The 19967-nt window shown below is 48.6% G+C and carries 28 protein-coding genes; 22 read left to right on the top strand and 6 right to left on the bottom strand.

Annotated features, from left to right (window positions below; all coding sequences use genetic code 11):
* The first annotated feature begins 406 nt into the window (after nucleotides 1-406).
* The 14 genes from BLO97_RS15050 (at nucleotide 407) to BLO97_RS14980 (ending at nucleotide 9829) form a co-directional block, all read left to right on the top strand.
* The gene (locus BLO97_RS15050; RefSeq protein ID WP_092346554.1) at nucleotides 407-1243 is read left to right on the top strand and encodes a hypothetical protein; all 837 of its coding nucleotides are present in this window, start codon (nucleotides 407-409) and stop codon (nucleotides 1241-1243) included.
* A gap of 1108 nt (nucleotides 1244-2351) precedes the next feature.
* Nucleotides 2352-2651: a hypothetical protein gene (locus BLO97_RS15045; RefSeq protein ID WP_092346551.1), complete on the top strand. Its 300-nt coding sequence runs from the start codon at nucleotides 2352-2354 to the stop codon at nucleotides 2649-2651.
* Between the two features lie 94 nt (nucleotides 2652-2745).
* On the top strand, nucleotides 2746-2946 hold the full coding sequence (locus BLO97_RS15040; protein WP_092346548.1) for a hypothetical protein: 201 nt from the start codon (nucleotides 2746-2748) through the stop codon (nucleotides 2944-2946).
* Nucleotides 2946-3218, top strand: a complete 273-nt coding sequence (locus BLO97_RS15035; RefSeq protein WP_092346545.1) for a hypothetical protein — start codon at nucleotides 2946-2948, stop codon at nucleotides 3216-3218. The genes BLO97_RS15040 and BLO97_RS15035 overlap by 1 nt, the downstream gene beginning before the upstream one ends.
* Nucleotides 3219-3469: 251 nt before the next feature.
* Entirely contained in the window at nucleotides 3470-3802 is a 333-nt protein-coding gene (locus tag BLO97_RS15030) for a hypothetical protein (RefSeq protein WP_092346542.1), read from the top strand.
* A gap of 29 nt (nucleotides 3803-3831) precedes the next feature.
* Complete coding sequence (locus BLO97_RS15025) at nucleotides 3832-4368, top strand: hypothetical protein (RefSeq protein ID WP_092346539.1); 537 nt, start codon at nucleotides 3832-3834, stop codon at nucleotides 4366-4368.
* Nucleotides 4368-4553: a hypothetical protein gene (locus BLO97_RS15020; RefSeq protein WP_092346536.1), complete on the top strand. Its 186-nt coding sequence runs from the start codon at nucleotides 4368-4370 to the stop codon at nucleotides 4551-4553. Before BLO97_RS15025 ends, BLO97_RS15020 begins: the two co-directional genes overlap by 1 nt.
* On the top strand, nucleotides 4553-4759 hold the full coding sequence (locus BLO97_RS15015) for a hypothetical protein (protein WP_092346533.1): 207 nt from the start codon (nucleotides 4553-4555) through the stop codon (nucleotides 4757-4759). Before BLO97_RS15020 ends, BLO97_RS15015 begins: the two co-directional genes overlap by 1 nt.
* A gap of 130 nt (nucleotides 4760-4889) precedes the next feature.
* Nucleotides 4890-5273 (top strand): hypothetical protein, encoded by a 384-nt coding sequence (locus BLO97_RS15010; protein ID WP_092346530.1) that lies wholly within the window; start codon nucleotides 4890-4892, stop codon nucleotides 5271-5273.
* Nucleotides 5274-5300: 27 nt separating this feature from the next.
* Complete coding sequence (locus tag BLO97_RS15005; RefSeq protein WP_092346526.1) at nucleotides 5301-5627, top strand: hypothetical protein; 327 nt, start codon at nucleotides 5301-5303, stop codon at nucleotides 5625-5627.
* 88 nt (nucleotides 5628-5715) lie between these two features.
* Nucleotides 5716-6150 (top strand): DUF7375 domain-containing protein, encoded by a 435-nt coding sequence (locus tag BLO97_RS15000; RefSeq protein WP_092346523.1) that lies wholly within the window; start codon nucleotides 5716-5718, stop codon nucleotides 6148-6150.
* Nucleotides 6151-6161: 11 nt separating this feature from the next.
* The gene (locus BLO97_RS14995) at nucleotides 6162-8516 is read left to right on the top strand and encodes a tape measure protein (protein WP_139197687.1); all 2355 of its coding nucleotides are present in this window, start codon (nucleotides 6162-6164) and stop codon (nucleotides 8514-8516) included.
* Nucleotides 8517-8889: 373 nt separating this feature from the next.
* Nucleotides 8890-9099 carry a hypothetical protein gene (locus BLO97_RS14985; RefSeq protein WP_092346515.1) on the top strand — a complete coding sequence of 70 codons (210 nt, stop codon included), beginning with the start codon at nucleotides 8890-8892 and terminating at the stop codon, nucleotides 9097-9099.
* Between the two features lies 1 nt (nucleotide 9100).
* Entirely contained in the window at nucleotides 9101-9829 is a 729-nt protein-coding gene (locus BLO97_RS14980; RefSeq protein WP_256571929.1) for a Gp138 family membrane-puncturing spike protein, read from the top strand.
* Nucleotides 9830-9866: 37 nt separating this feature from the next.
* Here the strand turns inward: BLO97_RS14980 and BLO97_RS14975 are convergent, their stop codons facing one another.
* Nucleotides 9867-10202: a hypothetical protein gene (locus BLO97_RS14975; protein WP_092346511.1), complete on the bottom strand. Its 336-nt coding sequence runs from the start codon at nucleotides 10200-10202 to the stop codon at nucleotides 9867-9869.
* A 115-nt stretch (nucleotides 10203-10317) separates the two neighbouring features.
* Nucleotides 10318-11238: an FRG domain-containing protein gene (locus tag BLO97_RS14970; RefSeq protein WP_256571926.1), complete on the bottom strand. Its 921-nt coding sequence runs from the start codon at nucleotides 11236-11238 to the stop codon at nucleotides 10318-10320.
* Nucleotides 11239-11447: 209 nt separating this feature from the next.
* Between BLO97_RS14970 and BLO97_RS14965 the strand changes: the two genes are divergently transcribed.
* The 7 genes from BLO97_RS14965 to BLO97_RS14930 all read left to right on the top strand — a co-directional run bounded on the left by BLO97_RS14965 (nucleotide 11448) and on the right by BLO97_RS14930 (nucleotide 17251).
* Entirely contained in the window at nucleotides 11448-12233 is a 786-nt protein-coding gene (locus BLO97_RS14965; protein WP_092346509.1) for a helix-turn-helix domain-containing protein, read from the top strand.
* A 984-nt stretch (nucleotides 12234-13217) separates the two neighbouring features.
* Complete coding sequence (locus tag BLO97_RS14960) at nucleotides 13218-13919, top strand: recombinase family protein (protein ID WP_092346507.1); 702 nt, start codon at nucleotides 13218-13220, stop codon at nucleotides 13917-13919.
* 273 nt (nucleotides 13920-14192) lie between these two features.
* Complete coding sequence (locus tag BLO97_RS14955; protein ID WP_092346675.1) at nucleotides 14193-14408, top strand: hypothetical protein; 216 nt, start codon at nucleotides 14193-14195, stop codon at nucleotides 14406-14408.
* 127 nt (nucleotides 14409-14535) lie between these two features.
* On the top strand, nucleotides 14536-15237 hold the full coding sequence (locus BLO97_RS14950; RefSeq protein ID WP_092346505.1) for a winged helix DNA-binding protein: 702 nt from the start codon (nucleotides 14536-14538) through the stop codon (nucleotides 15235-15237).
* A 47-nt stretch (nucleotides 15238-15284) separates the two neighbouring features.
* Nucleotides 15285-16037, top strand: a complete 753-nt coding sequence (locus tag BLO97_RS14945) for a hypothetical protein (RefSeq protein ID WP_092346503.1) — start codon at nucleotides 15285-15287, stop codon at nucleotides 16035-16037.
* A gap of 91 nt (nucleotides 16038-16128) precedes the next feature.
* Nucleotides 16129-16566: a hypothetical protein gene (locus BLO97_RS14940; RefSeq protein ID WP_092346501.1), complete on the top strand. Its 438-nt coding sequence runs from the start codon at nucleotides 16129-16131 to the stop codon at nucleotides 16564-16566.
* Nucleotides 16567-16954: 388 nt separating this feature from the next.
* Nucleotides 16955-17251 (top strand): hypothetical protein, encoded by a 297-nt coding sequence (locus tag BLO97_RS14930; protein WP_092346497.1) that lies wholly within the window; start codon nucleotides 16955-16957, stop codon nucleotides 17249-17251.
* A 2-nt stretch (nucleotides 17252-17253) separates the two neighbouring features.
* On the opposite strand, the gene BLO97_RS14925 is transcribed toward BLO97_RS14930, so the two are convergent.
* The 3 genes from BLO97_RS14925 to BLO97_RS14915 form a co-directional block, all read right to left on the bottom strand.
* Nucleotides 17254-18111 (bottom strand): alpha/beta fold hydrolase, encoded by an 858-nt coding sequence (locus tag BLO97_RS14925; protein ID WP_256571919.1) that lies wholly within the window; start codon nucleotides 18109-18111, stop codon nucleotides 17254-17256.
* Nucleotides 18112-18196: 85 nt separating this feature from the next.
* Nucleotides 18197-18631, bottom strand: coding sequence for a YqaA family protein (locus BLO97_RS14920; protein WP_092346495.1), 435 nt, complete (start codon nucleotides 18629-18631; stop codon nucleotides 18197-18199).
* Complete coding sequence (locus BLO97_RS14915) at nucleotides 18631-19077, bottom strand: DUF411 domain-containing protein (RefSeq protein WP_057450668.1); 447 nt, start codon at nucleotides 19075-19077, stop codon at nucleotides 18631-18633. Before BLO97_RS14915 ends, BLO97_RS14920 begins: the two co-directional genes overlap by 1 nt.
* Nucleotides 19078-19373: 296 nt before the next feature.
* Between BLO97_RS14915 and BLO97_RS14910 the strand changes: the two genes are divergently transcribed.
* Nucleotides 19374-19562: a hypothetical protein gene (locus tag BLO97_RS14910; RefSeq protein ID WP_003202135.1), complete on the top strand. Its 189-nt coding sequence runs from the start codon at nucleotides 19374-19376 to the stop codon at nucleotides 19560-19562.
* A 9-nt stretch (nucleotides 19563-19571) separates the two neighbouring features.
* Here BLO97_RS14910 and BLO97_RS14905 read toward each other — a convergent pair whose 3' ends face one another.
* Nucleotides 19572-19952 carry a hypothetical protein gene (locus BLO97_RS14905; protein WP_063321175.1) on the bottom strand — a complete coding sequence of 127 codons (381 nt, stop codon included), beginning with the start codon at nucleotides 19950-19952 and terminating at the stop codon, nucleotides 19572-19574.
* Between the last annotated feature and the right edge of the window lie 15 nt (nucleotides 19953-19967).

Here is a 19967-nt window from a genome sequence, read left to right as displayed (position 1 = left end):
GGTTGCTATTGTTGGTTGCTTGTTGGGTATCAGTTGGGGGAGGGTGCAGGGGAAGGCGGTACGCCTGAAGGTGTCAACTTTGGAAGTGGGAAATCCTTAGAGGATGTTTCTTTATAATAAGGAAAACTACCAACCCCCTGTAAACACTGGGTCAAACAGGGGAAAAACTTACCAACCGCCCACAACTGGTAACTTTTTTACGGCTAAGGTTTAGTAATCATACACACGTTGTCGCTACAAGGCGAGCGAGTTGCACGACAAAGCATGACCGTTCGTCGGCAGGAGAAAATATAAGCATGCAAAGGTCTTGCCAATTTTCAGAAAACTGGTACAATATACATGAAGCGAATGTTTTATGTTCGCCCACAAAAATATCAGATCAGGGAGACCTTAAAGAATGACAGCTATGCACCACGCAAAAACAAGAACTACATCCAAGCTCGATGGGAAACTGCTTCCCACAGCTAATCGACTTGAAGCAACACAGTACATCAACGGCTTTATGGTTGTAAAGGCCACAGGCGAAATTATCGAAGAACCTTACTCGACAGGCATGGTTTCCGGGCCTTCCCACAGCGAAGAGGCTTATCACCGCATCACCGCCGTTTTGCCTGAAGACTTCACCAGCACCCACCAGATGAGCGGTTGGCTGGATGCCGTAATTGACAAGCGTAAGCTGATCCACAAGAACGATGTTGTTAGCGTCCACGACCAAACAGCTGGGCTAGTTCTCCGTAATGGTGGAATCCCGATGTTCTCTGTTCCCGAATTCCGCAAGCTTGACCGCATCGTCAAAGCCTTGAGCTACCGCAATGTTCTGATCGGCACCACTGAAGGAGTGGCCGAAGCGTTGGGCGTTTCTGTTACTCATCTTCAGCGTGACCTGAAAGGCTTGGTTAACCGTGGGATCGTGAAGTTCTTCAACGCACGTAGCGGTATGGCTAAAGGCATGGTGAAAATCATCGTTAGCCCGTTGCTGGGTTGGAAGCATGAGTCAAGCAGCTTTGACCTTTCTCGTGCTACCGCCCTGCAAGCTTGGTACGCGCCGGAAAGCATCGACCTGCTGAAAGTAGCCACCGCCCAAGAGGCTGGGGTTAACGTGCTGGTGACTGAAGATGAGCTGTTCCCAGTCGAGCCGGTTAGCATCTACGTTGACCAGTATGAAACACCAGCGAGCGCCACACTGTTTATGCAAGCCGCTAAAACCATCATCCAGGGAGGTACACGAACATCATGCAACTGATCTACTCACTCAATCTCAGGCCACAGAATGAGCGTGACCGCAAGGCAGAACGGCTTGCAGACAATTGGATGGATGGGAAGGTGAAAGTGCTGGAGACAATCCCAGTCCCAACAATCACCAAATACCACCTAGCACAGATTCAAGCACTGTGTATCTCAGGTGGTTCACTCCCTCAAGGTTGGAGCCACAAGACGCCTACAGCGTAACCGTGGTGAGCTTTCCACACTGATCAACACCTACGGTGAAGAGCCTTTGCTGAAAGTGTGTCACGACCTGGATGTTAATCCTGTTGAAGTTATCACGATTGATAAGTGATAGTGATTGACATGACATATAGTAGGCACGTTAAAAATATGTCAGTTTTTGACAGGTAGTAGTTGACATTTATCAAGTTCCGATGTACAATATCATACACAGAGAGGGAAAGCTTAATGTTGCTTTCCTTCCTGATAGAATTCCTGAATCTGCCCTGAATCTGCCTTGTCAAAGCTCCTATCCTTCTGACTCATGGTAGTTGCTGTATCGAGTTTCCTCCTTTCCCGATACAACACACTGAGCAACGTTAGCGTTTGTTGAATCACGCTACACCCTCCAGCCTTCCGGGTAGGCCGCTCAAAGCCCGGACAATCTCAAATTTTCTCGCCTTCTTTTAAACGTTGTTTGGCGAGAGTTGTTCGCAAGGGTTTCGGATTCCCTTCCAATGGCCTTAACAGGGAGCCAGCGAACGTAAACCCTGTCCGCTAAGCTGCCTTGCATCAGCCGACCTCAAAGCTTTATCAAGTAGCTCGCGGAACACTTGAACGCATGTCATTACGCCTTGTTAGCCTCTGTTGATAAAAGAGCCACTTAGCAGTTGTGGTGCGGATAACTGCTGCCTATTTAGATTCCTGTTGATTCGCAATGAGTCAGCAAGACAGCACAGAGCAAACTCAATAAATAATGAGCGGCAACTTTTTCACTGCTTCAGGGTGGCAGGTGCGACAACCCTAACAACTTCCTTGTACATCGACTGGGGCTTTCGAGCCTCTTTCTTTGTACCTGACTAAAGATATGTTTCTACAATCGTTTCAATCCTCGCCACACCCTCAACTTATAAGGAACCTTATTCATGCTCACTTATAGAAAGTGCGAATGCTGTGGAGCACAGTTTATCGCCGCTCGCTCTGATCATCGATTCTGCAAAGCCAATTGTAGGTTGATTAATCATCGTGCAAAGAAGTCCACACCAGAAGTAGAACAAGCTAAAGCCAGCCTCTTTGACTTCTACAAGCAACAAATCTCCCAGCTATCCAAACAAGAGATTCTAGGGGCGGTTGCTGAACTGTTTGCTGAAACTCCAGAAGATCGCAGGAACAGAAAACAATCCATGCTCTACAAGCTGCTTAACAAGGAATCTCAGCATGTTTGACCCAATTACAGTGGTTGTATTCTGTATTAGTTTCGCTGCTATCGGTTACACCCTTGGTGTTGTATCGATGATCATCACCACAAGGTAAAAGAACATGACTCATGAAATCGGAGTGCAAACAACGCTTACAGATAGAGAGTGGATTAAAGCTTTCCTGGCATCTCTTGATGATGACACCGACCATACACACGACACATACACATTCCTGAAGAACAATCGATTCCCTGATGATGGGTTTGATGAAGAGCTTCAAGATTACCAACAACTCTGCAATGAAAAAGGAATCAAGTTTTAATGACAGACGTACAAGCCCTAAAAGATGAAGCCCTTAATCAGTATGAGAAGCAAGGGAAGTATGAAGTGATCTACACCAACTTTCACGTAGACATGTTCAGACGATACGACGAATTGATTAGCCAAGGCTACAAGCGTGCTCCTGATTCTTATATTACCGCCTCTAACATGAACTGGTCTGTTGTGCAGGTTGTTCATATGGAGAAGCCTGTAAAGCTACAGGCGCAAGAACTGAAAGCAATCTATGCAGCCATCGACGCTGACGACCAATAAGCAACACTACCAAGGAAAACAGAAATGACAACTCTAGAAGAACACAACATCGAAACCCGTAGGCTAGTTACAGAGATGCAGTTGCTTTGTTTGCGCAGACTGGCAGCACGACAAAATCTCGAAATCTCGAAACTTAAATTGGCGAATGCTCAGGCAAGGTATGGTCAATTGCGTAAGAACTTTCTTAGTCAGGCGAGCGGACAACCTTCTGTAAGCTGATCCCAGTACACAACACCAACAAGGAAAACCAAATGTACATCACTCAATACACACAAGAATCCCTGAGCCTCTTGAAGCCATTTGTAGCCCCTCTAGCCATCGTCCGTGAGGACGGACTGAGCAATGAGCAGTTTGCTCTTGTAGAGGCTGTAGACGCCTTCCAAGCAGCGTTTGAGGATGCTAGTGAGGCTCTTGCTAAAGACTGCTCTGACACCATCCTAGAAGCTTGTATGGACGCTGTAAGCGACACCCTGGAATTGCTGACAGGCCAGATGAGTTTCTTCAACGTAAACACCAGAGTTGCAACCAGTTCAAGAGTTATCTTTGACAATACCCAAATCACCAAAAGTGCAGTAGCACGATAATCCTGCCTAGAACACAAGGGAAACAAATAATGACACTGACAATCAAGAAACACGACAAAGAAGAACTTCAAGCCTACATTGACGCTGAGCTGGCATGTTATGCCATCCGTCTAGACGGTATTGATATAGACACAAGCGCCCAACCTGACAACCGTGGCAACTTTCCGCGTAAGCACTTCCTAGGGGCGATTGAGCAGATTGTCGAACGTAATCTGTTCTTTGCAATGAACACTCTTCAAGAGTGTATTGGCCAAGGCTACAAAATCTTCATCAGTCAAGCATGTTCCCCAGAGATTAGCCCTGCTGGGGCGGGCATTCTATACGTGACTAAGCCTCAAGATGTACAAGGCATCGACAAAGCCAAGATCATTGCCGAAGTGACAGCCAAGTATGAGGCTGACATTGATGCACACAACGACAAAGTGTTTGAACAAGAAGCTGCTGCCCTACGTGCTGAAGAAGATGAAGCCCGTAAACAACTTCTACGTGAAGAGGCTTCCAAAGCCAATGCAGACTTCGAGAAGCGTGTTCAACAGCGTCTACGTGGCATGAGAGGGTCTAAGTGATGACTAACTATATCTACATCCAAGAAGTGACCATCAACAAATTCCTTTCCGAAATTGTCGAGCATTTGGCCCAAGGCTACACACTGACTGAAGAGTCCCGCTATGTACCTGCAACAGCTCCAAGCACTATCCCCCTGTTCGCCGTCAAGCTGATCAAGCTGATCAAGCCGCAGGACTTTAAGTGATGACTCCATTTGATCCAATGCTGATGGATGACATCAGACAGGCTCTAGGTCTTGATGACCCAAGAGCCACAGAGCATGTTTGGTATGCAATGCAAGCTCTAGAGGTTTCTGGTGTGGAAGTTGTGCTGAAGAGTGTTGAAGCCCCGCCACAGCTAACATCTGCTGACCTGACAATGCAGATGTTGCAAGAGAAGTACAAGAAGTAATGAGCCGACAAGCCCAATACGATGAAGATGAGTGGGGTGATACAGTCCCCTCTAACTCCAAGCCAAGACACAAGAATAAACACCGTCAAGGCAGGAATACAAAACGACAACAAGAAGAGGATAGCAATTAATGGCTAGACGTAACTTCCCGAGTGTTGATGACAGGATGAGGTATGCAGGACGTGTGTATAAGCAACTCATCAAGCCTCTTGAGAAAGCCATAGAGCGTGCCAAAGCTACTAACTTCCCTGAGGCACACATCAACCAACTAGAACACCTCCTGGAGCTTTCCAAGGCTCTATACGCACTTGAACTTGAACCTGAGCCACTTGTAGCCAAACGTAAACAAGGCCGTCCACGTAAGGAAGAGCCTACCGTGTTGGAGCAGTGTGCAAGAATCTTTGATGAAATCTGCCCAATCTTCATTCCTGTTAAGGAACAAAAGAAACAGGGTGTAGATAGAAAAGGTAAGGTGAGGCCGCAAGAAGGCATCAAGTTTAACTTTGCACCTTAACTAAAAAGCCAATGGAGACGACATAGAATGACTGAAGCACAACACGCACTGATTCTCAAGTATCAGGCCAACACCCCAAGCAACTATCACCACATCATCAATCACTTGGTATCGACCAATCAGCTTGCAGCCGCTTCTATGCTTGTCGCCACTCTTGAGCAAGAACAGGCTAAGCCGAAAGAGGCGGCACTAAGGTTTGAATTGAATACCGTTAAAAGCGACATCCGCTATGTACAGGACAAGCTGACAGCAGCCCAAGAAGAAACACGGCTGGCTTATATGCAAGCTGAAGGCTTCAGGGTTCGTACGGAACAGCTACTGACTGAGAATGCAAAGCTGAAGGCTCTTGTCTGAGAGTATTCACCCTTACATTCTGAATGTCTGCAATCTGAACATCTTCAAGGGGCTATATGCCCCTTTCTTTTATAAAGGAACAAACACAATGACACAACTAACCCGTACACATATCACCTTCTTTGAAGACTTTGCTAAACAGTTTTTCCGTGAGCAATTAGAGCAAACTGCTGGTGACGATGTTGATGTAGAACACATCTTGTCCATGATCGATTATAAAGACTACGCCAAACGCTTTGGAGCTGTCGCACTGGAGCATGCCTCTTACTCTGATTTGAAGTATGCAGATAAGGTGCTAAAGGATGAGCGAGTCGTTCGGGCGTCCACAGCTATTAACCATGCAATCCTAACTTGCTTGCCCTCCACTGAAGAAGAATTGAATATCGGTTTTATTGCACAGATGCTTGCATCTAAGAGCGATCCTGATGATTTGTTTAGTGGTATCGCTGATGCTCCTGATGAAGTGCGTGAAGCTGCCCTGGTCGCCCTACAAGCTCGCCTAACGGCTGTAAGCAAGGGGTAAGGCGTATGAGCATGACTGATCAAACTCTAGCCCAGCTCTACGCTACAATCGGCTTCAAGGTAGACCAAACAGGAATCAAACAAGCACAGCAACTTCTAAGGGCTATAGAGAAGCAAGCACAGGCAACAGGCAGAGCGATTGACAAAGCACTTAAAGGCTCTGGTGGTCGGAATGCCAATAATCTTGTAGCAGCACAGAAAGCAGCAACACAACAACAGTTCGCACAACAACTACAGAACGCAAAGCTCACTAAGATTCAGGGTCAAGCAGCCGCCTCTAATGCTGCATCTGGACTCAAGACACAACAGCAACAAGTTAAGCTTGCTATTCAACAACAGAAGTTGGCTGCAACTACAGCAGCTACACAAGCAGCCGCTGCTAAACAAACTCTTCAGCAACAAGCGCTCTCCCTAGCCAACCAGATCAAACAACACAGCCTGACTAATCGTAACGCTGCTGCTGCCCAACAATATCAACTACGTCAACTGAGAATCCAAGCTGCACAACACAGAGCTAATCGTCAGGCCGCTGGCCTTAGTGGTAACAGTTTCCATGGGTACGGTGGACATGGGGGAGGTGGCTTGCTTGGTATTGGTCATAGCTCGCTGCATGGCTTCGGTGGCATTGGTCGCTTTGCCGGTGGTGTTGCCGGTGGTACTGGAGCTGTGGTTGGCCTAGAAGGTCTTGCGGGTGGTTTGGGACGTGTGTCTGTGGGGTTGGGTGCTGTCGCTGGTAGTGCTGCCCTTGTTGTTGCTGCATTCGCTGCTATCAATGCCGCTGCCCTGGGTTACGCCCGTGAAGCTGAACGAGCTTCCAACACACGTAACGCACGTATGGGACAGTTTGAATCTGTAGGCGACCGTACTACAGCGAACGCAGAACGCATGAACAACCGCTTTGAAAACTTCGCACAGAAAGAGGGGCTTTCTACTAAGGAGCTTGGCCCTGATTACGCGAAGATTGTAGGCGCTCTCTCGCCCAAGGTCGGTGTAGACAAGGCGGCTGATACCACTGAAGGCGTCTTCAGGTACGGTAAGGCTCAACACCTCTCCAACGAAAACATGTCCAAGATTAGCTTGGGTATGCGTCAGGCTCTCGGTAAAGGTCAGTTGTTCTCTGAAGAATGGACAGGCCAGATTGCTGAACACCTCGGGGCACACGCCAACGAGTTTGGTGCTGAAGCATGGCAACGAGCATCAGGCGGCAAGCTAACCGGTGATGCTGCTCAGAAGGCATTTATCAAGGATCGTCAAGACCGAAAGATCAGCGGTGACGCCCTAACAAAGTTCATGGTTGAACTAGGCCAAGTGCTAAACCAACATGCTAACGATGGTGGGTTGCTGGACAAGGCACGTAACACGCAAGACTCTTGGGATAACCGTATCGCTAACCAGTATCAAGCCAACATGGTTAAGGCTTACGACAATACCGGCCTACACGACACAATGACAGGGAATGGTGGTTTGTATGACAGCTTCTTGAAGTTTATGAATGAGCTTCAGCCGGAGTTTGTAGCTATCGGCAGTGTGTCTAACTCTGTCCTGCAAGGTTTGACAGGTATCACCAGATGGCTGACAGGTGTTGCAGCATGGTTCAACAACGGTGAAAGCTACTTTGATCCTAAGTTCACTAAGGATATGGGGAATGCTTTTGCAGAACTTGGGCAGTCGCTAACAACTCTATGGAACACAGTATCTCAAATTCTAGGATTTTCTGAGGAAGCTGGGGTATTTAAAACTTCTGGCGAAGTGGTGATTGGTGTCCTTACAAGTATGGTGGATGTATTCACTATCCTTGCTGATGCTGTAATCGGCACAATCCGTCTGATCCAAGATGCATTACACACACTGCCTGATAGTCTCGGTGGTATCAGTGATGAAAGCTACGCCAAGATTGTTGCACAGCGTCAAGTTGATGATAAGAAGCGTGCAGACATTGCAGCAGTAAGAGAGCTAGACCGTCAAGGCGGCGGCCCAATGCCTAACCCTAACGGCAACGTTGATCCTAACGCCCCTTGGAGACTTACAGACGGTAGCGACATTCCCACTGTATCGAACGCCCCAAAAAACTGGCGTGTGACTGATGGAAGTGATATCCCGGTAGTAGACAGTAAGGCTGTAGCTGCGATGTCTCAAGCTCCAATCACTAACCCTGTTCAACCTGCACTCAACGGTAAGGCTCTTGCTCCAACTACGGTGAATAACAACATCGTTGTTAACCAAGCTCCAATCAACATCAGTGGTGTTGAGACTGATAAGGTTAGCGGGATGCTTGAAATGCACAGAGAAGAAAGCAAGAAAGAGCTTCAGCAACTCGTTGACAAGCTTTCCCCACAATCTAACGGCTTCAGAGCCAGAGGCAACTAATCCCTATGCCCCCAGCTTCTAACGTTGTCTGGGGATGGTTGTTCGCTGCTTGTATCTTTGTCTTGGTGGGGTGTTCCATCCTCACTGTGAACGCCCACATCACTCTTAACGACTATCAAGCAACTAGATCAGCAGACATAAGTATGTTGAGGCGGGAGATTGCTAACGCTTCCCTGTCTCAGTCTGAAACTCTACGAACACTCATCGTCAACAACAATGAACAAACTAAGCAATACATTGACGTGCAAATTCCCCTCAAGGTGAAGGACGCTGTTTCAAGCATTGTTCCTCAAAGTATCACGCTAACACAAACAGCCAATCCCGCCATTCAGGCAAGCCCAACACTGAACAACAAAAAATAGGAGACTCTTCAATGAGAATCGCACAACCAATCACTGTAGAAGGCATCACTTACCCTGTCTACTTCAGTACACAATCCAATGCAATGAAAGCAGCTTTCAATCATTTCAAGGATAAGATGATTCAGAAGTTTATCATCATCTCTTTTCTATGGAACAAACAAGCTGGATATCGTTATGTAGTTCAGGACAGTAAGGGCAATGCTCTTGCTTTGGGGGCATAACATGGCATGGCATGAAGAGATTCAAAGACAGATTTACAACAACAACGAGGCGATGAGTAACGCTTTCCCTGCTGTCATTGTTGGTATCTCTAGGCAGTATCCCCCAATCGTCTCCGTCAAGCCTCTGTGTCAACGTTACACAGATGGTGGTGAGAACATGGACGACACGCCAATCATCAACATCCCTGTAGCTATGCCAAGAAGTGGAACAACCATCTTCTATTTTCCAATCAAAGTTGGCGATACAGGTATGTGCATCGTGTCTGATAACGACTCAGAGCACTTCAAAATCGGCAATGGAAACCCTACAAGGGTCAATTCCAATCGTATGAAAGATCAGATGGATTCTTTCTTTTATCCGGGGATTGGGCCTACACCTGTAATGGCTTCACAAGCTCAGAGTATGGTTTTGCCTAAAGACTTCTCTGATGTATTCATTGTGCACAACATTGGAACAGGGCAAGAAGCTAGCGTCACAATCAAAGCTGATGGAAACATTGAGCTTAATAGTCAGTTCACTGTGAAGATTGCTGCTAAGGATATCGATCTAACAGCAACCAACAGTATTAGCCTCAACGCTCAATCGATGAACGTCAATGTAGCCAGCACACAATGGACAGGGCAAGCCTACGTTACTGGTGAAGTGACAGTTAACGGTATTCCTGTTTCTACACACCACCATCTTGGAGTTACACCGGGTAATGGTGTGTCTGGATTGCCTATGGCATAAAATCCGGTGGTGTTCAGTCACCGGATTGTGTCACATTTCATTTTTCAGGGTAGAGTTTACGAGTGAATTGTTTGTATTCGTTGCCATCCTTTTTGATGGATCGAGCAATAAACTCTTTGTTGCCAATCTGGGCTACATAGTAAATTTTCTTAAGCTTGAATTCAGTTGCCGCTTCAACAAGAACTGATGCGAGCCTTTTCTTGATGGCTTTGTAATCTTCATCCTTTTCAGGGTCGGCTTTGCTATAGCGAATAGTCCAAACAGTATCAACGTCCTTTGTTTTAAACCAATTCTTGCTTTCTAAGAAGTCATAGAAATCATCTCTTTGGTCTTCTGAGTCGATCAAGTCAAGAGACAGTAACACCCTAATCATTGCAGCTTCCTTTCATCGCGCATCGTTAACCGTGAAGTACGGTGTGATCAAGATGTGGGGATGCGATGGTGGCTTTTCAATGGCTGTTAGCCATTATTGTGCTATTTTTTTTCTTTCAGTAAAAATCTGGATCGTAGCTATCAGCGTTAGCGTCATCTCTGGCTGACTGGGACATCCTGACGCCCACTTCAACGTTAGCCCAGTCTTTAACACTCTTCGCTACACCATGAAATCCTGGAAATAATGTTGAGCCATCTACACCAAATCGAGCACAGAGATTCAGCAGATCAGGAGCTTCAGAAACTGGCATCGTTACCTTAATCAATGGGTGGTAAGCACCGGTTTTGTAGTAAATCTCTTGAACTTCTTCAAGTGCTTCCACTTGGTAGGAATCAGTAAAACTATAATCTTTCACATTGTGTGTGGTGAATAAGCCTGACTGAGCAGCTTGGTTTTTGCTTGTTCCCCCTGGAGTCCTAATAACCTTCACTGTTTCCCAGTGTTTTGCTTGAGATGTATCAAGTGCCCAGATGGCAATTCTAGGCATGTTTGTATCAACCTCAAGATTTGCTGATGACGCAGCGAAGTAGCATGCAACTAAGGCTCTTTCTGTCCAATCGAGCAATCGAGTAGGCACATCGTAGTGTTGTGCTACCGCCATAATCTCGTAAAGGGACGCAGGCGGCCAAGGGATATGAGCGCTCATGAATGAGTTTATTTCATTGTGAAACTTGTTTTTGAGATGTTCTGTGTAACCGGGGACAATCAATCCAGACTTATCACAACCATCCAAAAACTTCTTAAGAATATCCAGCTCAAATGACACTTGCCCATTGCTTGAGGTGTCGAACGTTCTTCTAGCTGATCCATAGGCAAATGAACCGGCCCCACGTCTACAGACAGACGGTGTGAGCTTATAGGTAGCATCGGGCTGCCCTCTGAAGATATACCGCCCTGTGTCCCACATCGTATTAAGAGGTGACACACAGTCGAAGAGCTGGCGAGCAGTGCTGAAGGGTATTTCAAGCGGAGTCATCAATTCCCTAATTCCTATGCACGTTGAACATTCCTCAGTGTACAGGATACCCATTCCTAGCGGCAACTTCACAATTACTAAACTCCAAAGCCTCTACAAGCTCGTACAGAGCATTTTAAGCACTGAGTTATGCAATGCCATTCCTTTGTGCTTAGAACGTCCTATGACGCAATACAGGAGCTTTCATATGCATACAAGGACAGCTATTCATGCTTACACAAGAACAATTATCTATTATCGATAAAGAAGTGAGCGGTAAAGCGGACGCTTGGCTGTCTCGCAACCTCAAGTTAACCCAAGTAGGTGAGGCACAGCAACCCAAATCAAACAGGGGGCCTAAGCCAGAGATGTTAGAGAATCCATTTTATGGCTATGTAGGCACTACTACCGATTATGGCAAATACCCAGAGTTTGCAATTGATGTTATTGAAGGGGTTGCACGCCTAGACTGGTACTCAAAGAAGGAGAGGAACATTCCTCTGTCTGTCTCTAAGCTGTGCATGATCTTGGAGAGTCAGCAAGTTGTTAGCAATCAAACGATCCAAGATCAGTTCCAGTTTGATAAGCGACATGCTCAACGATACTTCAAGGCTATTGAATTGGCTTTGCCCAGAATGATGGCTTGCCGTCCCCAAAGACTGATTGATGAGATGTTGGGTGTTTTTCCTGAACATACTTCTGAATGGGATGACCTTGATAGTGCGCACACACCAACACCAGAAGAACTAGCAAAGCTCCATCATGACCTACGCACATTCACAGAGTATGGCCCTGAAGAGTTCTACAATGAAGTGTGGGGCATGGCTCACGCTGATCAATACTCTAATGGGGGTGAACCTCTTAGAAAGGCTCTTGAAGCTTCAGAGAAGGCCAGAGAGCACCCTAAGAAGGCTGTTGTACTAAGATTGTTGTCTCAGGGTATGGCTGTTGCTAAGGTGGCTAGAGAAACTGGGGTACATAGAAATACGGTCAATGCTTGGAAGAAAGCAGCCTAGAGCTACCACAAAAGTGCACATTAATAGGGACGCATTATATATAGAGGGTAAAACCCTCTGTCATGTTTCCCCGTTTACCACCTACCACCTACCACCTGTCCCGTCAAAGAGAACCATGTAATCAACGGGACAACCTTGGGACAAACAATGTCTCAGACATCACTGCCTGTTTAATCAGGGTTGCACTATCAATCCGTAGGATTAGTGGTGTGGATGTATGTGTGCCATATGTTTTCATTGTGACTGAATGCAGAATTGTAGTCACATATTATGGCTAGGCCAATACTGGGTTGAGTTGTGACACTTGTAGGGGTTCCACACACTGAGGGTGTTGTTAAGCAAATCATTTTCTCTCTATCAAACAAAATTTCAAAAAAGTGGTAAATAGTAGAAAATATCACCCCAGAATCACAGTCCATTAACATAGTCAACCACTTTATAATGAATTTCTGCACAATCCATTCTCATGTGTGAATGACACATGTTCTCATGTGGTTTCGCACCATTCAGCCTAGAGCTTCAAATAGACTCTCCCTAAAGCTGACTCCCATACAAAACACAACACATACAAACACTATCTAGATGCAAAAGCCTCTGTGGCAGGCCACAGGGAGGTATAACTCTTCATTGGGTATAACCCCATACCGAAGGTATGAGGGCTTCCCTGAAAAGCTTTTGGGGCTTTCTGTTGATGGTTGATGTTCGCTATGTAGTGTTATGTTGTTTCACTACTGGTGCAGAACACTTTTAGGAGGTGCTGTTCTGTGCTTAGGCACAGAGAGTTACCTACTGTCAAGTGATGGTTGGCATCCTGCCTATATAATGAGGCTCTATCAAATTAATGCCTTGACACATCATCAAATGCCTGAAGCTCTGACAGTGAGAGCTGTCATTTTACATTCTCTATACGCCCATATAGAGATTGTCATATGTCATAACCACACGTAGAATGAGTCACACAGAAAATGATAAAGGGGATGTGTGATGGATGTTGTTGGTTACGTTCGTGTCAGTACGGGTAAGCAGGAAGCATCCGGCCTTGGCCTAGAAGCCCAGGTTGAATACATCCATACAGCAGCACGCCAACAGGGTTGGAGCGTCACACACATCTATAGTGAGGCAATCTCAGGCTCTGTAGCCCCGACAATACGTCCTGAGTTCTCCAAGGCTATGGCAACAGGCTTGCCTATCATCGTTGCCAAGATTGACCGCCTATCAAGGGATGTCGAGCATATTGCTGGCCTGATGAAGCGTGTAGCCTTCAAGGTTGCCACCATGCCCAACGCTGACACCATGCAATTGCACCTATTCGCTGTACTGGCTGAGCAGGAGCGAGCATTCATTAGCCAACGTACAAAGGACGCCCTGAAGGCTCTTCAGCAACGTGCTGATGAGGGCTGTGTATCGTCTCAAGCAAAGGTGAAGCGTCGTTCAGACAACGCCTCAGTGGCTAGAGCAGCTAAGAAGGAGAAGGCTGCACAGGGGGGTGAAGTCGCTAAGCAGAACAGCCACCACACTGAGATAGCCCCTCACGTTATGGCGTGCCTCTACCAAGGGTGTAACACACTTCAGTCTCTCGCTGACTGCCTCAATGCTAAGGGTAAACACACCTCACGTGGTGGTCTGTGGTCGCCTACAACAGTACGTCGCTTGATGTTGGCTCTAGGAGTCGAGTTCAAGAAGTAAACAGCTTGGGTAGCCTTACAGGGGCGCTCAGAGTTATTTTATAATTAAGAACAATTCCTATTTGGGTCGTCGTCTGTTGCTTAACACCTCCAGCACAAATCTCACTTTTCCAAAGTTCATCTGACAACACTCTCCACGACACTCCACACATTATTTTCCCAGCCACGAAACCAAACGCATAAAGCATGAGGCCGTTTCTCACGGCGGGAATTTGGAAGTTGTATTAAAATCATCCATGTGAGCCGATCTCATTCCATGCCAAGGGTGTATTCCGTGACCACAAGTAATGAAGTGATGGCCGACGCATTGGAACTGCTCCTGCTCAATCAACATGCAGTCGCTTCTGGCCTGGAGGAAGTGGCCTTGTGGATCAAGTCGAGAGGGGCTGTCGATACACACCAGAACGTTGTCTCGGCCCTGGAGCGGCTTGATATGAACGCCGAAAGCATCACTGCTGCAATCGAGAGGCTACGTCAGGACACGTTGTAGAAGGCTGGATGTCGCTAGCTTAAAGTGGTTCCTTTCTGGCGGCGGGGGATTTCGTACAGGAAAAATTCCAAACTCTTGCTCCGTTAGGCTCTGATAGAATGGCCTTTTGGCATGATGGAATGGCAGCATGAAAGGGATCCGGGGAAAGGTCATTAAGTGGTCGCTAGGTACGTTGGGTGCTGCTGGTGTGGCACTGATTGCATATGTCGTTGAGCATGGGGAGTTACCTGTATGGCTATCAAAGGCTTTGAGTGCGTTGTCAGGTTTGTTAAATATGCAAGCACCTTGGGCGTTGTGGGAGATTCTACTGGCAGTTCTGATGCCCTGTGCAGGTTTGGGAATTGTGATTGTTATGTTGTTGCAGAAGAACTCAGTTGATGTAGATGACTATAATGCACAGCTTGAGGTATTGAAAGCTACTAACGCTGCTAAGATTCAGTTGGAAAAACAGTATAATGAATTAACAAATGAACATGCCAAGCTTTTGGCTTCGGTTGATACGCTAAAGCTTTCAAATTCTGACTTGCTTGCAAAGAATGAAGAACTGAAAAAAGCTGTTGCGATGGTTAACGAGGCAAAGCCTAAAGACATCGAAATTAATGACATCTGTTTGAGTGTGCTCAAAGCTATCGCTTCGCTGACTGAGCGTGATATAAGAGCGGAGTTAGATAACATTGAGTCTATAGTAGGGTTTGGAAAGATACAAACTCATGCTGCTTTAGATATTCTAATAGAAAGTGGATTGGTTTCCGCCTCTGCCAACGTTCGAGGGACACGCTACCGTCTCACGCCTAAAGGGCGAGCTTACTATGTAGGACGTAAGGATTAACAATCTTGGGTGGCTCGATGTCTCAGATTTTTACATGGAAGAACTGCATGGCTGACGTCTATGCATCTCGGTATGGACCCATTGCTAAAGATTTCTTAAGTCTCGTTGTAAATCCTTCCCTGGACGCTCTCGATGTCCAAATCAAATATTGGGAAGATTCTGAAGACTCTGTTTCATATTTCATGCTCGCTGACTTAAATGAGTTGCTATACAAAACCCGGATGGCGTTCTGTCTTTCAATACAATCTCTCTGGGAACAACAGATTCGCACTTACTTGGCAGATTGCCAGCGGCAATTGGGCATTAATCCATTTCCTGTGTCCAATCGTAAAGGTGCTAACTCCATTCAGACGGTGTACTGGGGCGATGAGCTTAACGCTGTATTTGAGAGATTGCGGAATATCGCTCTACCTTCGTTCGCATCATTTGAGTCACTTGACCTGCTTATGTTGGTAGGCAATGTGTGTCGTCATGGTGACGGCAACTCTAGTGCAAGACTGTGGCGTATTCGCCCTGATCTATGGCCCGCTTATCATAAGGCTGATGAGATTCTTCCTAAGTCAGCGCCGCCGCCTCAGGCGCCGTCTGTGCAATCCCTGAAAATCCCCAGAGAAATGCTAGACGATTTCGTCGATAAAATTTGTCTTTTCTGGGAAGACACTAATTACATCTATGAAGAGAGTATCGAACGCAAGCACCCGTCTCTAGAGGCTAGATTGGTGGTCAGGCGTGCCGAACGTGCGAAGGGAATCCGCAATGGTGGATTCACCACTCCCATCTCAATCGCTCCTAGTGAATGATGTGTAATTCTATGTGTGATCCTTGGCTTGCTTTTTATGTGTAACGTGTCATAGGATGCGCATCTGTCAATCACACGTGAAGGTGTTAATAATGGCTGTCACATACAAAATGCCGCAAGGCACAGTTCTAGCTGCCAATCAGGTCTGGAACGCTCAACACGGTTATGTCTCGACTGATGCTAAGCACTGTGAGAAGGAGGCACTGATAGCAGCCTATAACGCTGCTGGGCGGCCCCCAATGCGTACATGGATCAAGGATCAAGCAGCTAAGGGTACGGCTGTCCCTTCTTATCCAACGTGCATGGCATGGTTTAAGGCTGAGGATGCCGCCCCGTCAACGCGTGCTGTGCCGGTGGCTCAAGCTCATTCGACTATGACAACGCTGGATGAGGTAGAAGCTGCTTATAAGCAAGGTATCAAAACACTCATCACCAAGCTTGAAATAGAACAGACCAACCTTAAGGAAGCGCTTAGCAAGGTTGAGGATGAGCTTGCTAAGGCGAAGGAGAAGCTTGTCAAATTTGACTAATGCAGCTTTGCATCTGCCCAAGGCCACGCATTGTGGCCTTTTTCATTCCTGTCATACTGGTATGTGTGATTGTGTGTTGACATAGGGTGTGTGTCACATTACATTTCTGGTGTGTCGCAAGGCACTGCACAACGTAGTGCCAGACATGGAAGGAGGTGCTATGGAAACACTTCACAATGTCTACGTTCAGAAGGGATATGATTCAAACATTTACGAGATGTACAGCTTCAAAATCTTCAATACAGCCAACACGTTGAGGGATTGTGCATCTAGGTTTGGGTTGACTGCTTTCATCATTACTGTTGAAGCTAGCCAGCAACTGAAACACTACGTGCAAAGATGTGAATGCTGTGAATCTGTTTTCCAGTTCAACCAAGGAGTGGTGTAGATGGGATTCTTTTATGTTGTGTTCAGCTTTTGTGTTTCAGCAACAGGATATGAAAACCATTGTCAGCAAGAAAAGTTGATAGACACACAGTATCTTGGGTTGGTTAGCTGCTACACAGGCGCCAAATCGGTGGAGAAGAGAACCACAGAGCAAATCTTGCAGGAGGCACAGAAGAACAACGTGAAAGACCCGAAGATAGAGGTTAAGACTCGGTGCATAAACAGTGCAGAGACTGAAGCCTTCTTAAAGCAGTGGGGGCCGTCAGCCTTGGTCATCACTGGTAAGAAATACGAGTAGGGCTAACCGCCCCAATCCCCGCAACACCCCGCTACAGATTGCACCTCCCGCCCCATGCGGATAAACTCCGTACCTAATCCCCACATTGCAGATTCTTGGGTGAAGATCATGTCGTAGATCAGCGCCGAGTTCCACGCCACTTGCGTATGACCCGGGCCCTTGTTCAAGCCGGCGAGCATGTCTACCCAGCGCTCGAACTCAGGTTTCCAGCGGCCTGCGTAATAGGTCGTGCGCTCGTAGTTGCGAATACCCTCGGCGTTGACTTTCAGCTCCCGCGCGTACCATTGGTCCACGGTGCGATAGGGTACGCCCAAGGCTTTCCAGTCTTCCAGGCCAATGGGGTTGACCATCGCCAGGCGTTCGACCTCGTCGGGAAACTGCAAGGCGTAGCGGGTGGCGAGCATGCCGCCGGTGGAGTGACCGAGGATGACGGCTTTCTGTACGCCGAGGGCCTTGAGCAAGGCCTGGGTGTTGCTCGCCAGTTGCTGGAAGCTGTACTGGTAATGCTCGGGTTTACTCGATGTGCAGAAACCGACCTGGTCCGCCGCGATGACCCGGTAGCCGGCTTCGCTGAGGACCTTGATCGAATCGCCCCAGGTGGCGGCGCAGAAATTCTTGCCGTGCATCAGTACCACTGTGCGGCCATTGACCTTGCCTTGGGCCGGCACGTCCATATAGCCCATCTGCAACGACTGGCCCTGGGACTGGAAGGCGAAGCGCTTGAGGGTGTAGGGGTATTCGAAGCCCTCCAACTGCGCTCCGTAGGCCGGGCCTTCGGGTGGGGTGGCGGCCAGGGCGAACAGGGGCAGGGCGGCGGTGAGGAACAGGCTGGGCAACCAGCGCGCGGGGGTACGGGGCATGGTCAATCTCCTTGTGGCCGCCGCCGATCCTGGCGCGACCCGATTATGGCGACATTAACCACAGGCAACCGAACAGCCCGAACGTTCAGTCCATCCATCCCAGTGTCGCCAGGGCGAGAACGCCATAGCGCAGGCCCTTGGCAAGGCTCACGAGCAGCAGGAAACGCCGCCACGGTTCGCCCATCACCCCGGCCACCAAGGTCAACGGATCACCGATGATCGGCAGCCAGCTGAGCAGCAGTGACCAGTGGCCGAAGCGTTGGTAATGCACGCGAGCCTTGTCCAGGTGGGCCGGGCTGACCGGAAACCAGCGCCGATCCTTGAAGTGCTCTAGCCGTGTGCCCAGCCACCAGTTCACCAGTGAGCCGAGGACATTGCCGAGCGTGGCAACGGTCAGCAACAGCCAGGCCAGATGGCGCTCGCTGAGCAACAAGCCGACCAACACCGCCTCCGATTGCAACGGCAACAAGGTTGCCGCGCCGAAAGCCGCCAGGAACAAGCCGATATAGGCTTCGCCCATTAGTGGGCCGGGTAATCCGCCACTACGGTTTGGGTCCCGTCTTTCTTCAAGCCGATGACTTGGTAGGCATCGCTCATACCGTCCATTTCCATGCCGGGCGAGCCCATGGGCATGCCCGGCGCGGCGACACCGAGCAGGTCATCGCGCTTACTCAGCGCCAGCACCTGGTCGGCCGGGACATGGCCTTCGACGAATTTGCCGTTGATCTCGGCGGTGTGGCAGGAACGCAGGTTCGGCGCCACGCCCAGGCGCTGCTTGACCGAACTCATGTCGGCTTCGACATGGTCGTTGACCTTGAAGCCGTTTGCTTGCAGATGCGAAATCCACTTTTTGCAGCAGCCGCAATTGGCATCGCGGTGTACATCGATGGTGACTGGTTCGGCGGCCTGGGCCAGGGTGGTCATGAACAGGGCGCTCAAGGCGAGCAGGTGCAGGGGATGGGCCATGGGGGTGGTCTCGTGTCGAACGGTTTGGAGGGAGGATAACAGAGTAGCGAGCGCGAGCTGACGGGGGGCTGAAGTGGGGATTACAGAATTGTCAGGTTGCTCAGGGTGGACAACAAGGCAAGCAATAGGCTGATACGGCGAAACATACATAATTCCTCATGATTAACCGCCGCGGTTGCGCGAATACGCTCCTTCGGCTGTACCATGGGACCCCGTTGGCAGCCCGCCATTCCCGCAATACGGTATGGGCTTGGCAAGCCTTCGGACACAGAGCGGATACATTCAGGAAATTGGTAATGACTCATTCACAACGTTTGAAATACTCGATTCTGATCGTCCTCGTCGTCCTGGCAATCATGCTGGGGCTGTCGTGGATGCAGGGCAAGGGCATGATCAGCGAGCAGCTGTTTCAATACATCGCCATCGCCGTGGCGGTCATCGTGGTGGTGATCAACGGCGTGATGCGGCGCAAGGTCAAGTCCTGAGCGCCGGCTTCATTCCTCGGCCTTGAGCACGGCCATCGCACTGGGGTGCAGGCGGTAGCTTTTATCCGGGTTGAGGGTGACGACGCCCTCGCTGCACAGGCGCTTCAACACCTCACGCACGCTGAGAAAGGACAATGGAATGTCCAGCCCCAATAACTGGCTGTGCACCCCGCGCACGCCCAGGCTGCGGTTTTCCTGGGCGGCCTTGAGCAGCGCGTCGATGACTTTGAGACGAATCAGGCTGGTCCTGAGCCCGAAGCTCTTGAGCAAGCGTCTGATGTGGTCATTGCCGCCTCGCTCTGCCGGCCTGTCGAATACACGGTGGGGGGCGCTCAGCGAGACGCCGGTCGCCCTTGGCTTGCCCTCCATGGGCAGTTGCGCGTTACGCATGCAAAAACTCCTTAC

This window comes from Pseudomonas sp. NFACC05-1, from assembly GCF_900100135.1.
GTDB classification, from domain to species: domain Bacteria; phylum Pseudomonadota; class Gammaproteobacteria; order Pseudomonadales; family Pseudomonadaceae; genus Aquipseudomonas; species Aquipseudomonas fluorescens_Q.
The sequence above is the reverse complement of the archived record's forward strand: the minus strand, read 5'-3'. Positions and strand labels throughout refer to the sequence as shown.